This is a genomic window from Caballeronia insecticola (assembly GCF_000402035.1).
GTDB classification, from domain to species: Bacteria; Pseudomonadota; Gammaproteobacteria; order Burkholderiales; family Burkholderiaceae; genus Caballeronia; species Caballeronia insecticola.
Genome location: NC_021287.1, coordinates 2,719,311 through 2,733,381, shown reverse-complemented (window position 1 = coordinate 2,733,381; position 14,071 = coordinate 2,719,311). Strand labels below are relative to the sequence as shown.

Here is a 14,071-nt window from a genome sequence, read left to right as displayed (position 1 = left end):
ATACTTTCGCGATCGGTGCGGCGATAGTAGCCATCGTCCCGAGGTCGCGGCGAGACTTCAGAAGAACAGCAAAAAGGGAGGCGCCCATGTTGATGACAGGCCGACGCGCCGCAACGTCCACAGGCGCCGCGCTCATCGCAATTTTTTGCGGCGCGCTGGCATCGCCTGCACCCGCACACGCGGACGACACGCCGAGCCCGTGCGGCGCGCTCAAGCGCATTGTCGCGGCGGCGCCGAATTTCTCGTCGCTGAACGCGATCGACGGCCGGCCGCTTGCGCTGTCCTGGGGCGACGGCGTGCAGTGCGCCGCCTCGCAGACCAGCTACCGCTGCACCTGGACGCCGCACGGCGGCTCCGGCGCCGACGCGCTGCAGGGCGTCGCGGCGGATATCGCGTCATGTCTGCCCGACGCGACGCACGATCAGAATTCGCCCGCCCGGCAGCACTTCTACATGGGCGAGCGCGGCGCGCGCACCGAGATCACGGCGGCGCAGGCGGGCTCGAACAAGCTCAAACTCGAAATCTACGGATCCCGCTGAGGTCAACGTGAGCAAGCGCATTCTCATAGCCGACGACGACGACGATGCGCTCGCCGGCTTAGCCCATCTGCTGAACGGCATGGGCCACGAAGTGGCGCTCGCGGCGGATGGCGCGCGGGCCGTGGAAGTCGCGGTGCAGTTCGAACCGGAAGTCGTGATTCTCGATCTCGGCATGCCGCTCGTCGACGGTCTCGCGGCGGCGCGCGCGTTGCGCCGCCTGCCGAACGGCCACGCGATGATGCTCGTCGCGCTCACTGGCTGGGGTCAGCCGCAGCACCGCGAGATGACGCTCGACGCCGGTTTCGACGTCCACCTCGTGAAGCCGATCTCCGCCGACCAACTGCACTTCATTTTGTCGATGACGCAGCCCTGACGTATCGAACGAGCGTGCGTCAGTCTGCCGCAACACGGGATGTTGCGACGCACCAATACTCTTGGTATATTTACTCCTGTCTCCTCCATGTCTCCACTGATATGGATTCAGCCCGCCAGCATTGGCGGGCTTTTTTTCGCCTGTACGTTTCGATGTTGCGGCGCACAGCGCGTCGCCGAATTCAAAGAAAAAGGGCCGGTCCGCAGCGAAGCGGACCGGCCCTTTTTATTGCGCCGCGTGGATTCGGTCGCGCTCAGCGCGCGAGACCCGCTTCCTCATCCGCGCCGATCGCCAGATTCATACACTGGATCGCCGCGCCCGATGCGCCCTTGCCGAGATTGTCGAGACGCGCGAGCGTCACGAAGCGCTCGTCGTTGCCGAACACGAAAATATCCACGCGATTCGTGTCGTTGCAGGCCTGCACGTCGAAGAAACCGTCGTCGAGATTGCTGGCGGCGTCGAACGGCAGCACGCGCACGAACGGCTCGTTGGTGTAGTACTCGGCGAGCATGTCGCGCACGTCTTTCGGCTTGGCCGGACGCGTGAGCTGATCCGGCGAAAAATAGGTCGTGACCGCGAGACCCTTCAGGAACGCGCCGACGATCGGCGTGAAGATCGGCGCGCGCGTGAGGCCGGTGCGCACCGACATTTCCGGCAGATGCTTGTGCGTGAGACCAAGCGCGTAGGGACGCGGGCTCGCGAGCTTGTCGTTGCCGCCGGCTTCGTACTCGGCGATCATCTTTTTGCCGCCGCCGCTGTAGCCGGTGATCGAATAGGCGTGCGCGGCGAAATCCGCGGGGACGAGTCCGCCCGCGACGAGCGGCTGCACCGACAGCACGAACGCCGATGCGTGGCAGCCCGGCACCGCGATGCGCTTCGACGTGCGCAGGCGCTCGCGCTGTGCGCGCGAGAGTTCGGGCAGGCCGTACGCCCAGTCGTCCTGCGTGCGGAACGCCGTGCTGGCGTCGATCATCACGGTGCGCGTGTTGCCGGGATCGACGAGCGAAACCGACTCGCGCGACGCGACATCCGGCAGGCACAGGAACGTGACGTCGGACGCGTTGATCAGCCGGCGCCGTTCCTCGACATCCTTACGCTTCGCGTCCTCGATGCGCAGCACTTCGATGTCACGGCGCTGCGACAGATATTCGAAAATCTTCAGGCCGGTGGTGCCTTCCTGTCCGTCGACAAATACTTTCGTGGTCATCTCGATCTCGCTGGTTCGTGCGGACGCTCGCCGCAAAAACACTATTTTAAGTCGATTCCGCGGCGGGCTGATGACCGTCGTCATCGCCGCCCGCCGGAGTGCCGATCCAGCGCGCCGTCACCTCCGCGATGCGCGCGCCGTAGACCTTTGCCGTCTCCAGATCGCCGGGCGGCGGGGCTTCGTCCGGCGAGGCGTCCGCGGGCGACTGCGTGAGCAGGCCCGTAAAGCCGCCGACGAAGTTCAGGTCGTTGCGCGTGGCCGCCTTCGTGTTCGACGGCATGATGCCGGTGCCGACCCAGATCATGCCGTGCTGCATCGCCAGCGTGACGAAATAGGAAATAGTCAGAAACTTGTCGCCGTTCATGTGCGCCGAGTTGGTGAATCCGCCCGCGAGCTTGTCCTTCCATTTCTGCCCGAACCACGGTTTCGAACTCGCATCGGCGAATTTCTTGAAGTCGGCGGACGGGCCGCCCATGTAGGTCGGCGCGCCGAAAACGATGGCGTCGGCGGCTTCGAGCGCGCCCCAGGCGTCGTCGTCGAGTTCGCTGACGGCGATCAGCTTTACGCTGGCGCCGGCATCGGTCGCACCGGCGAGCACGGCTTCCGCCACTTTTTTCGTATGGCCGTAGCCACTGTGATAAACGATGACGATATTCGACATGATGTCCTTGAGTCTCTCGGCGGGTCGCGGCGTGCGCCGGACGACTGCGGCCAGTCTAGCAAAGACAATTTCCGCCCAACCGGCGCGAACGCACGGTTCGGGCCGTCGAGGTAACGTCCGTATCAACGTCCATACGTGAAGGTGAGCTGCGCGCTGGCGATGGCCATCGTGCGAATTTCGTGCTCGAACATGAGCGCGGGCGTACCCTGGCGCAGGCGGAGGTCGTCGCTGTTGAGGGCATAAACCGTCACCACGTAACGGTGCGGCTTGCCGGGCGGCGGGCACGGGCCGCCGTAGCCGTCGGTGTCCCAGTCGTTGCGCGCTTCGACCGCGCCGAGCTTGCGCAGGACGCCCGACGCGCTGGCGTTGTTCGGCAGGCGATCCGTGCCGGCGGGAATGCCCGCGACGGCCCAGTGCCACCAGCCGCGCCCGGGCGCATCGGGATCGAAGATCGTCACGGCGAAGCCGCGCGTGCTGGCGGGCGCGCCGCGCCAGGAAATCTGCGGCGAACGGTTGCCGCCCTTGCATTCGGACTGGTCGAAGAGCAGATCGCGCCCGATCGGCTTGGCCGGTGCCAGGTCGGTGCTCGAAATTGTGAAGGTGGAGTCGGCCGCGGCGCCGCGCGAAGCCAAGAGCGCGACGGCCGCGCAGGCGATGAAAAACCCAGGTACGACAAGGCCACTCGGACTCCCGCTTCGGCCTGCGAGGCGCATGGCTGACTCCTTGTCAGTATCGTTGCGCCTTATAGCAGCGTTTCTCAGACTGCAACGATGTTTTTTGTCTCAGGGATGCGCTTGACGACAGGTTGCAGTTTAACATTGCAACAAAGGTTTAAAGTCTTGATCCTTGGGACTAAACCGATGGCGCAATCCGCTAACATCGGTTTAAGCAAGGGCGCTTCGACTTGACGGCGTCCCACTGCAGACTATGCTGAATTGAATATGATTAATCTGTTGCAGATTCGCACGGCATCTAATCCAGCGATTTCCGGGAGAACAAAGTGAGCCAGCGAATAAAAGTCATCATCGCGGACGACCATCCTGTGATTCTGTTTGGCGCCACTCAAGCGCTCAACAAGTTCCCGGAGGTCGATGTCGTGGGTCAGGCGCGCCAGTCGACGGAACTCATCCAGCTTCTGCAGAAAACGCCTTGCGATGTCCTTGTCACGGATCTCGCCATGCCGGGCGGCTCGTACGGCGACGGCATGCCGCTGCTCGGCTATATCGGGCGGCAGTTTCCGCGCGTCAAGCTGGTCGTGCTGACCATGCTCGAGAATCCCGCCCTGCTCAAGCGTTTGCGTGAGGTGGGCGTGATGTCCATCATCAACAAAGCCGACGACATGAACCATATCGGCTGGGCGATCCAGCACGTTATGCGCGGCCAGGAGTATCTCGGGCCGTCGGTGCATGGCGCGCTCGAGAGCATGGGGCTCGGCGCGAACGGGCAGCAGCGCAGCGTGATTCTTTCCAAACGCGAACTGGAGGTCGTGCGGCTGTTCGTTTCCGGCATGACGATCACGGAAATCGCTGCGCAATTACGTCGCAGCATCAAGACGATCAGCACGCAAAAGAATACCGCGATGCGAAAACTCGGCATTGAGCGCGATTCCGAATTGTTTCAATATGCGCAAAGCAACGGCTTGATGAATCTTTCTGCGTATTCAGGAGATGGAACGCTCGATCAGCCAGTTCCAAATCCGTAATCCTTTAACGGTATTGATTCCGTAGTTAATAAAAAAGCCGCTGAATGATAATCAGCGGCTTTTTCGCATTAAACGCGCGAAACGTTGCACGAAACGTTTAAAGCTTACTGCGGTGCCGCCGTCGCGCCACCGTGCGCCGCCGACCATTCCGCCGGCGCGTGCAGGAATTTCTCGACTTCATCGAGCGTCTTCGTCTCGAAATAGCCCTGTTCCTTGGCAACACGCAACACGTCCCACCACGTGGCGAGTGCGTGCAGGTTGACGTCGATGTCTTTCAGCACCGACACGCTTTCCTTGAAGATGTTGTAGTGGAACAGCACGAAGCAGTCGTTCACCGTGGCGCCGGCCGTGCGCAGCGCGTTGATGAAGTTGATCTTGCTGCGGCTGTCGGTCGTCAGATCTTCGACGAGCAGCACGCGCTGGCCTTCGGTCAGCAGACCTTCGATCTGCGCATTGCGGCCGAAACCCTTCGGCTTCTTGCGCACGTATTGCATCGGCACCATCAGGCGGTCGGCGATCCATGCGGCGAACGGAATGCCCGCCGTTTCGCCGCCGGCGACTGCGTCGATCTGTTCATAGCCGACGTCGCGCAGAATGGTCGCCTCGGCCATTTCCATCAGGCCGCGCCGCACGCGCGGGTAGGAAATCAGCTTGCGGCAGTCGATATACACCGGGCTCGCCCAGCCGGACGTGAAGATGTACGGTTTTTCCGCATTGAAGTGCACCGCCTGCACTTCGAGCAGCATTTTGGCGGTGGTGTCGGAGATCGTCTGGCGATCGAAGCCTGTCATGGGCGAATCCTTGGACTTGATATGGCGCTTGGAGAAGCGGGGAGGCGGCCGCGAAGGCCCTGGCGCAGGAATCGATGCGAAACGAGCCGGCTTTCGACCAACTTGCCTTCGACGGGCTGTTCCGCTGTTCCTGCGCGCGTGCCGATGGGACCTGGCGCTCGTTCGGCGTCTACTCCCATCCCATGCACAGCTAACCCGCAATTTTACCCGAGGCGGGTCGTCCGGGCGAGTGTCGCGGTTGCGCCCGCGCCGCGCGGAACTCACGCGAGTTCGTCCGATGAAACCGCCCGCCAGATGCGTCGATGCTGCTTCGCGTCAATGCTGGCGCGGGGTGTACACTGATCGTCCCAAAAAACCAAAGGCTCCGTCCGCTCGTTTCATCCATGCGAGCGGCACGCCGCGTCCACCCGACGCGCCGAGCACATGAACTTGGTCCATAGATTCACATTCCCGCATTCATGCAGCACGGTCGACGGCAGTGTGAACCCTGTTCAAATAATTCCCAAACGTCTCAGGTAAATCATGGACGAACAACTGAAGCAAAGCGCCCTCGCGTATCACCAGAATCCCCGTCCCGGCAAGATCTCGGTCACGCCGACCAAGCCGCTCTCCAACCAGCTCGACCTCTCGCTCGCGTATTCGCCGGGCGTCGCGGCCGCGTGCATGGCGATCTACGATGAGCCGCTCGACGCGCAGAAGTACACGTCGCGCGCGAATCTCGTCGGCGTCGTGACGAACGGCACGGCCGTGCTCGGTCTCGGCAATATCGGCCCGCTCGCGGCCAAGCCGGTCATGGAAGGCAAGGGGTGTCTGTTCAAGAAGTTCGCCGGCATCGACGTGTTCGATATCGAACTCGCCGAAACCGATCCGGACAAGCTCGTCGACGCGATCGCGATGCTCGAACCCACGCTGGGCGGCATCAATCTCGAAGACATCAAGGCGCCCGAGTGCTTCTATATCGAAAAGAAGCTGCGCGAGCGCATGAAGATCCCCGTCTTCCATGACGATCAACATGGAACGGCGATCATCGCGTCGGCGGCGATTCTCAACGGCCTGAAGGTCGTCGGCAAGAAGCTGGACGAAGTGAAGCTCGTGTGTTCGGGCGCGGGCGCGGCGGCGATCGCGTGTCTGGACTTGCTCGTGCATCTGGGCCTGAAGAAGTCGAACACGCTGGTGATCGATTCGAAGGGCGTGATCTACGAAGGCCGCGGCAACCTCGACGCCTCGAAGGAACGCTATCAGGCGAGCACCGACGCGCGCACGCTCGGCGACGCGATGCACGGCTGCGACGTGTTCCTCGGCTGTTCGAGCGCCGGCGTGCTCAAGCCGGAAATGGTCGCGACCATGGCCGACAAGCCGCTGATTCTCGCGCTCGCGAATCCGGAGCCGGAAATCCGTCCGGAAGACGCGAAGAAGGTGCGCCCGGATTGCATCGTCGCGACGGGCCGTTCGGACTATCCGAATCAGGTCAACAACGTGCTGTGCTTCCCGTTCATCTTCCGCGGCGCGCTGGATGTGGGCGCGACGACCATCACCGAAGAGATGAAGCTCGCGTGCGTGAAGGCGATCGCCGAACTCGCGGAAGAGACCGATCAGGGCGATGAAGTCGCGAAAGCCTACGAAGGCCATTCGCTCGAATTCGGTCCGGAATATCTGATTCCGAAGCCGTTCGATCCGCGTCTCATTATCAAGATCGCGCCGGCGGTGGCGCAAGCCGCGATGGATTCGGGCGTGGCGACGCGTCCGATCAACGACATGGATGCGTATCGCGAGACGCTCGGCGCGACCGTGTACCGCACCGGCATGGTGATGCGCCCGGTGTTCGTGGCGGCGAAGGCCGCGCCCGCGCGCATTGCGTTCGCGGAAGGCGAGGACGAGCGCGTGCTGCGCGCCGCGCAATTCGTGCTGCTGGAGAAGATCGCGAAGCCGATCATCATCGGGCGGCCGGCGGTCGTCGAAATGCGGCTGCAGAAGATGGGCTCGAAGCTGAAGCCGGGCGTCGATTTCGAGGTCGTGAATCCGGAGGACGATCCGCGCTACCAGAAGAGTTGGCAGGCGTATCACGAGATCGCCGCGCGCGAAGGCGTGACGCCGGAAAGCGCGAAGGCCGCGCTGCGCAAGTTCAACACGCTGATCGGCGCGATCCTGATCCATACAGGCGACGCGGACGGCATGATCTGCGGTCTCATCGATACGTATCAGGATCACCTGAAGTTCGTCGAACAGGTGCTCGGCAAGGCGGAAGGCGCGAATAATTTCGCGGCGATGAATCTGCTGATGCTTCAGGGCCGCAACCTGTTTATCAGCGATACGTACGTCAACGAAACGCCGACGCCCGAGCAACTCGCCGACATGACGATTCTCGCGGCGCGCGAGATCGAGCGCTTCGGCATTCAGCCGAAGGTGGCGCTGGTGTCGAACTCGAATTTCGGCAGCGTGCCGAGCGCGTCGAGCAAGCGCATGGCCGAAGCGCGCAAGCTGATCGCGGAACGCGCGCCGCATCTCGAAGTGGACGGCGAAATGCACGGCGACGCGGCGTTGTCGGAGACGGTGCGCAAGGCGGCGTTCCCGGGCACGACGCTGCACGGCGAAGCGAACCTGCTGATCATGCCGAACGTGGAAGCGGCGAACATCACGTACAACCTGCTCAAGATGGTGAGCGGCGAGGGCGTGACGGTCGGGCCGTTCCTGCTCGGCGCGGCCAAGCCCGTGCATATTCTGACGCCCGCGGCGACCGTGCGGCGGATCATCAATATGACGGCGGTGGCGAGCGCGAACGCGAGCGTGGCGAAGGCGAAGTAAGGCGGTTGGTACTTTGAGGAAAGACGGCGATTCGGGGAACCGGGTCGCCGTTTTTTTTAGCCTGATGAATCGAATGTCTGCCGGTTTCGTCGTGCTCTAATTAGGATTCCAATCTAATCAAGGGTGGAGAAATGGAGATCATCGTCGAAACTTTTTGGGCACGAGGTGAAGCCTCGTCGTCAGGCATTCGAGTACGCGCGCTGCCTGGCCAAGGGCTGAGCACCACGCTTCGAGTGGAGTGCAGCCGAAGCATGCGCAAGGAGCACCCGGTCGGTACATTATTTCGGCTGGACGTAAAACTCATCCATCGCGAAGGGACGCCTTTGCTCTATGCGCATCACGCCGCTCCATTCGAAAAGGTGAGCAGCGAAGAGGCACAGCGGTTCATCGCAACCCTCTATGGGAGAAACAAGGCGACGTCGTAAAACCGATTCCAGTCTGGTAGCAAAAAAAAGCGGTCCGCTTCCGCGAACCGCCTTTTCATCGGCGAGCCGTTAAATCAAGCCACCGCCCGCTTCTCGCCACCCTCATTACTGCGCCACCGCGCCAGCAGCTTGTCCCACTTGAGCTTCGCCGCCTTCACGTTGTTTTCCTTGATGTGGCCATAGCCGCGCATCGAGTCCGGCAGACTCGCGAGTTCAATTGCAAGCGCGAGCTTCTCCGCCGTCAGTCCCGCCATCAGTTCCTTCACCAGCGCCTCGTACTCGTCGATCAACGCGCGTTCCATCCTGCGCTCTTCCGTGCGTCCGAACGGATCGAGTGCCGTCCCACGCAAGAACTTGAATCGCGCGAGCACGCGCATCGCCGACATCATCCACGGGCCGTATTGCTTCTTCACGAGATGCCCGTGCGCGTCCTTCTTCGACAAGCTCGGCGGCGCCAGATGGATCTTGATCTTCCAGTCGCCTTCGAAGCTGCTCTTCACCTTGTCGAGGAACGCCGGGTCCGCATAGAGACGCGCGACCTCGTACTCGTCTTTGTACGCCATCAGCTTGTGCAGATTCCGGGCGACCGCTTCGGTCAGCGCGTACTGGCCATCGCCCGCATTCAGGCCGGCTTCGGCCGAGCGCACCGCCGCGACCAGCCGCCCATAGCGCGCCGCGTACGCCGCATTCTGATACCGCGCGAGATAATCGAGACGCTTGTCGATGAGCGTATCCAGCGCCTTCGGCGTATGCAGCGCGATGACCTTGCCCGCTGCTTCGGGCGCGCCGCGCTGCGCATCGGCGAGACGGCGCACCGCTTCGGGATCGTGCGCGGCGCGGCGGCCCCACTCGAACGCCGCCAGATTCTTCTCGACCTGCACCGCGTTCAACTCGATCGCCCGCATCAGCGATTCATGCCGCAGCGGCACCCAGCCCTTCTGCCACGCAAAGCCGAGCACGAACGGATTCGTATAGATCGCATCGCCCATCAATGCGACGGCGAAGCGGTTCGCATCGACGAGCGCGACATGCTCGCCCGCCGCCGCGCGAATATCGGCTTCCGCGCTCGCGCCCGGAAAGCTCCAGTTCGGGTTCTTGATGAACTCGGCGGTCGGCGTCTGCGCGCTGTTCACGACAACGCGCGTGTGATCCGGCTGCATCCGCGAGCCGCATTCGTTGCTCGCGGTGACGATCGCATCGCAGCCGATGACGAGATCCGCCTCGCCCATCGCGATGCGCGTCGCGTGGATATCCGCCGGACGATTGGCGATCTGCACGTGGCTCATCACGGCGCCGCCTTTCTGCGCGAGGCCGGTGACGTCGAGCACCGTGACGCCTTTCTGCTCCAGATGCGCGGCCATGCCGAGCAGCGCGCCGATCGTCACGACGCCCGTTCCGCCGACGCCCGTCACCAGCACGCCATACGGCCGCGCGATGTCGGGAAGTTCGGGCGAGGGCACGGGCGGCATCGAATCGGCGCCGACGCTCGTCGCCTTCGGTTTCTTCAACTGTCCGCCTTCCACCGTGACGAAGCTCGGGCAGAACCCGTTGACGCACGAATAATCCTTGTTGCACGTCGACTGGTTGATCTGCCGCTTCGTGCCGAACTCCGTTTCGAGCGGCTCGACGGACAGACAGTTCGACTTCACCGAGCAATCGCCGCAGCCTTCGCACACCGCCTCGTTGATGACGACGCGCTTCGCCGGATCGGGATACGCGCCGCGTTTGCGGCGGCGGCGCTTCTCGGTCGCGCAGGTCTGGTCGTAGATCAGGATCGACGTGCCGGGAACTTCGCGTAACTGGCGTTGAATTTCATCGAGCTTGTCGCGATGATGCACGTCGATGCCCGGCGCCAGTCCGACGCTCGCCGTGTACTTTTCCGGCTCGTCCGTGACGATGACGATCTTCGTCGCGCCTTCCGCCGCCAGTTGATGCGTGATCTGCGGCACGGTCAGCACGCCGTCGACGGGCTGGCCGCCCGTCATCGCGACGGCATCGTTATAGAGAATCTTGTAGGTGATGTTCACCTTCGCCGCGATCGACGCGCGAATCGCGAGCAAGCCCGAATGGAAGTACGTGCCGTCGCCGAGGTTCGCGAATACGTGTTTGTCGTTCGAGAACGGCGCCTGCCCGACCCACGCGACGCCTTCGCCGCCCATCTGGCTGAACGTGCTCGTGCTGCGGTCCATCCAGACCGTCATGTAGTGGCAGCCGATGCCGGCCATCGCGCGCGAGCCTTCCGGCACGTTCGTCGACGTATTGTGCGGACAGCCCGAGCAGAACCACGGCTTGCGCTCGGCTTCGACGCGCGGCCGAGCGAGCGCCTTCTCCTTCGCCTCGATGACGGCGAGACGCGCCGCGATCCGCGCGCGCACGTCGGCGGGCAGATCGAATTTTTCGAGACGCGTGGCGATCGCCTTCGCGATGATCGCCGGCGACAGTTCATAGTGCGCCGGCAGCAGCCAGTTGCCCATCGGCACGGACCATTCGCCGCCTGCGCCGTCTTTTTCGTCGAATTTGCCGTAGACGCGCGGACGTTGCGCATCCGGCCAGTTGTACAGCTCTTCCTTGATCGCGTATTCGAGAATCTGGCGCTTTTCCTCGACCACCAGAATCTCTTCGAGCCCGCGCGCGAATTCATGCGCGCCTTGCGCTTCGAGCGGCCACACGCAGCCGACCTTGTAGAGACGGATGCCCATCTGCGAACAAGTGGCGTCGTCGAGGCCGAGATCGGTGAGCGCCTGACGCACGTCGAGATACGCCTTGCCGCCGGTCATGATGCCGAAGCGCGCGTTAGGCGAATCGATCTCGATACGGTCCAGCTTGTTCGCGCGCACATAGGCGAGCGCGGCGTACCACTTGTAGTCGAGCAGACGCGCTTCCTGCACGAGCGGCGGATCGGGCCAACGGATGTTCAGGCCGCCGTCGGGCATGGCGAAGTCGGTCGGAATCACGATCTTCGTGCGATGCGGGTCGATATCCACCGACGCCGACGATTCCACCACATCCGTCACGCATTTCATCGCGACCCACAGGCCGGAGTAGCGGCTCATCGCCCAGCCGTGCAGGCCGAAATCGAGATATTCCTGCACGTTCGACGGAAACAGCACCGGCAGGCCGCACGCCTTGAAGATATGTTCGGACTGATGCGCAAGCGTCGATGATTTCGCGGCGTGGTCGTCGCCGGCGAGTACGAGTACGCCGCCGTGCGCCGCCGATCCGGCGGAATTTCCGTGCTTGAAGACATCGCCCGAACGGTCGACGCCCGGGCCTTTGCCGTACCACATCGAAAACACGCCGTCGTATTTGGCGCTCGGGTACAGATTGACTTGCTGCGACCCCCACACGGCGGTGGCGGCGAGATCTTCGTTGACGCCCGGCTGGAACACGACCTGATGCGCGGCGAGATGCTTCTTCGCCTTCCAGAGCGACTGGTCGAGACCACCGAGGGGAGAACCGCGATAGCCGGAAATGAACCCGGCGGTGTTGAGACCCGCGGCTTTGTCGCGCTCTTGCTGCAGCATCGGCAGACGCACCAGCGCCTGGATGCCGCTCATATAGGCGCGGCCGCGTTCGAGCGTGTATTTGTCGTCTAGCGTGACGGATTTCAACGCGGCTTCTAGCGAAGCTCTTTGTTCTGCGTCTAGCGGGGCGTTCATTATGTGTATTCCTCCACCCGAGGTTTGGGATCACCAAAGCATGTTTCGGACCGCAGCGTCTTGTGAACGCGTGAGTCGGGGCTTCAAGTGTGCCGGTGCAACCGGTTTTGAGGCACTGGGACTAACCCGTTAAAAATTGCTTACTTAGCAGCGGTTTGCGTCAAATCGTTGATGAATTGACCGCTATCAGGCGAGTTTTGTTACAGCGTGTAAATGCGACCGATTCCAGGAACCCTCAGGCTCATCGCTGTCTAAAATGGCGCTTCCGGAATTCCCGTGCCGTATTTTTTCTGCAAGTTTGGGTTCCGGAAGCAGGCAGTACGCAAGCAGTTAGAAGGAGATAACGATGAAACAACGCCACATCCAAAGCTTTTTGATGGTTTCGGCGGCTTTTTTCGCCATCAGCGCGCCCGTGGGCGGTGCGCGGGCAAATAATGCGTCGCCATTCGGGGCGTCGTCGGTTGCACAGGTCGCGCAGGCGCGCGTTCAGTCCGTTCAAGCTGGCGCCGAGAAGCGCCGCGAATCGGCAAGCAGCGACGACGAGCAGGCGGGCTAACCCGCTCACGCGGTCCATTTCGGCATGATCGCCATGACATGATGGGACGCCAAAAATAACGAAAGGGACATGAACCTTCGCGGTCCATGTCCCTTTTTCATTGCCGTCGTTCGGTGGCGGTTTTTTAGCTAGCCGAAGTGTCCTTCAGCACGCCACGGCGCATCTGATCCAGTTCGATCGACTCGAACAGCGCCTTGAAATTGCCCTCGCCGAAGCCCTGATTTCCCTTGCGCTGGATGATCTCGAAAAAGATCGGCCCGATCTGGTTCTCGGTGAAGATCTGCAGCAGGATTTCGTCCTTGGTGCCGTCAATCAGAATCTTGCGCTTCTTCAACTCCGCGACCGATTCGACGTGTCCCGGCACGCGGCGGTCCACCAGCTCGTAATAGGTGTCGATGGTGTCGAGCAGCGCGATCTTCGCGCCGCGCAGACCGTCGACGGTGCTATAGATGTCGTCCGTGCCGAGCGCGATGTGCTGAATGCCCTCGCCGCGATAGGCGTCCAGATATTCCTGAATCTGGCCTGCCGTCTCCGAACCTTCCTCGTTGATCGGAATGCGGATTTTGCCGCACGGCGAAGTCATCGCCTTCGATTTCACCGCCGTCACTTTCCCTTCGATATCGAAATAGCGCGCTTCGCGGAAGTTGAAGAGGCGTTCGTAGAACTCCGCCCATTCGACCATCCGGCCGCGATGCACGTTGTGCGTCAGGTGATCGATATAGGTCAGCCCGTGCCCGGCCGGGTTTTGCTCCGCGCCGGAAATCGGCTCGAAATCGACGTCATAGATGCTGATATCGCCGATGCTGCCCGGCTGCGCGCCGTTCTTGCCGCGCCAGCGGTCGACGAAATAGATCAGCGAATCGCCAATGCCCTTGATTGCCGGAATATTCAGCTCCATCGGGCCGGTCTTGTTGTCGAAGCCCCATGCGCCGAGTTCGAGCGCGCGCTTGTAGGCCTTCGCGGCATCCGCGACGCGAAACGCGATCGCGCAAATCGACGGACCGTGCTGACGCGCGAAGCGCTGCGCGAACGAATCCGGCTCGGCATTCACGATGAAGTTGATTTCGCCCTGCCGATACAGCGTCACGTCCTTGTGACGATGCTTCGCGATCGCGGTGAAGCCCATCTGCTCGAACAGTTTGCCGAGCGCGACCGGGTCCGGCGCGGTGTATTCGATGAACTCGAAGCCGTCGGTGCCGACGGGGTTCTCCCAGGTCGATGCGGTCATGCGTTGTCTCCTTGATATGCCTTGCTATGCATTCGGCGCGGGTGCGCGACGTGGAGACAGTGTAATCAGGCGCGTGCGGCAAAAACTTGCGAAACAAAGCGTGCGTTCATAATATTGCGCACAATGCT

Annotated in this window: 12 protein-coding genes; 6 read left to right on the top strand and 6 right to left on the bottom strand. The window is 62.2% G+C overall.

The features are described 5' to 3' along the window. Positions 1–86: 86 nt before the first annotated feature. Both BRPE64_RS12685 and BRPE64_RS12680 read left to right on the top strand, forming a co-directional pair. The gene (locus BRPE64_RS12685; RefSeq protein ID WP_016346518.1) at positions 87–539 is read left to right on the top strand and encodes a hypothetical protein; all 453 of its coding nucleotides are present in this window, start codon (positions 87–89) and stop codon (positions 537–539) included. A 7-nt stretch (positions 540–546) separates the two neighbouring features. Then, a complete protein-coding gene (locus tag BRPE64_RS12680) occupies positions 547–912 on the top strand; it encodes a response regulator (RefSeq protein ID WP_016346517.1) in 366 nt (121 codons plus the stop codon). Between the two features lie 253 nt (positions 913–1,165). Here BRPE64_RS12680 and argC read toward each other — a convergent pair whose 3' ends face one another. The 3 genes from argC to BRPE64_RS12665 all read right to left on the bottom strand — a co-directional run bounded on the left by argC (position 1,166) and on the right by BRPE64_RS12665 (position 3,493). Beyond that, positions 1,166–2,119 (bottom strand): N-acetyl-gamma-glutamyl-phosphate reductase, encoded by a 954-nt coding sequence (argC, locus tag BRPE64_RS12675; RefSeq protein WP_016346516.1) that lies wholly within the window; start codon positions 2,117–2,119, stop codon positions 1,166–1,168. A gap of 46 nt (positions 2,120–2,165) precedes the next feature. Continuing rightward, entirely contained in the window at positions 2,166–2,780 is a 615-nt protein-coding gene (locus BRPE64_RS12670; protein WP_016346515.1) for a flavodoxin family protein, read from the bottom strand. A gap of 122 nt (positions 2,781–2,902) precedes the next feature. Then, positions 2,903–3,493, bottom strand: a complete 591-nt coding sequence (locus BRPE64_RS12665; RefSeq protein ID WP_044041662.1) for a YbhB/YbcL family Raf kinase inhibitor-like protein — start codon at positions 3,491–3,493, stop codon at positions 2,903–2,905. Between the two features lie 287 nt (positions 3,494–3,780). Between BRPE64_RS12665 and BRPE64_RS12660 the strand changes: the two genes are divergently transcribed. Beyond that, positions 3,781–4,482, top strand: coding sequence for a response regulator (locus BRPE64_RS12660; protein WP_016346512.1), 702 nt, complete (start codon positions 3,781–3,783; stop codon positions 4,480–4,482). 104 nt (positions 4,483–4,586) lie between these two features. Here BRPE64_RS12660 and BRPE64_RS12655 read toward each other — a convergent pair whose 3' ends face one another. Beyond that, positions 4,587–5,273: an orotate phosphoribosyltransferase gene (locus BRPE64_RS12655; protein ID WP_016346511.1), complete on the bottom strand. Its 687-nt coding sequence runs from the start codon at positions 5,271–5,273 to the stop codon at positions 4,587–4,589. 522 nt (positions 5,274–5,795) lie between these two features. On the opposite strand from BRPE64_RS12655, the gene BRPE64_RS12650 reads away from it, so the two are divergent. Then, positions 5,796–8,075, top strand: a complete 2,280-nt coding sequence (locus BRPE64_RS12650; protein WP_016346510.1) for an NADP-dependent malic enzyme — start codon at positions 5,796–5,798, stop codon at positions 8,073–8,075. Between the two features lie 131 nt (positions 8,076–8,206). After that, positions 8,207–8,500 (top strand): hypothetical protein, encoded by a 294-nt coding sequence (locus BRPE64_RS32840; protein WP_144063351.1) that lies wholly within the window; start codon positions 8,207–8,209, stop codon positions 8,498–8,500. Positions 8,501–8,574: 74 nt separating this feature from the next. Here the strand turns inward: BRPE64_RS32840 and BRPE64_RS12645 are convergent, their stop codons facing one another. Then, a complete protein-coding gene (locus tag BRPE64_RS12645; protein ID WP_044041660.1) occupies positions 8,575–12,159 on the bottom strand; it encodes an indolepyruvate ferredoxin oxidoreductase family protein in 3,585 nt (1,194 codons plus the stop codon). Positions 12,160–12,505: 346 nt separating this feature from the next. On the opposite strand from BRPE64_RS12645, the gene BRPE64_RS12640 reads away from it, so the two are divergent. Then, positions 12,506–12,715, top strand: coding sequence for a hypothetical protein (locus BRPE64_RS12640; protein ID WP_016346508.1), 210 nt, complete (start codon positions 12,506–12,508; stop codon positions 12,713–12,715). Positions 12,716–12,839: 124 nt separating this feature from the next. Here the strand turns inward: BRPE64_RS12640 and hppD are convergent, their stop codons facing one another. Then, positions 12,840–13,943 (bottom strand): 4-hydroxyphenylpyruvate dioxygenase, encoded by a 1,104-nt coding sequence (gene hppD / locus BRPE64_RS12635; RefSeq protein WP_016346507.1) that lies wholly within the window; start codon positions 13,941–13,943, stop codon positions 12,840–12,842. Positions 13,944–14,071: the final 128 nt, after the last annotated feature.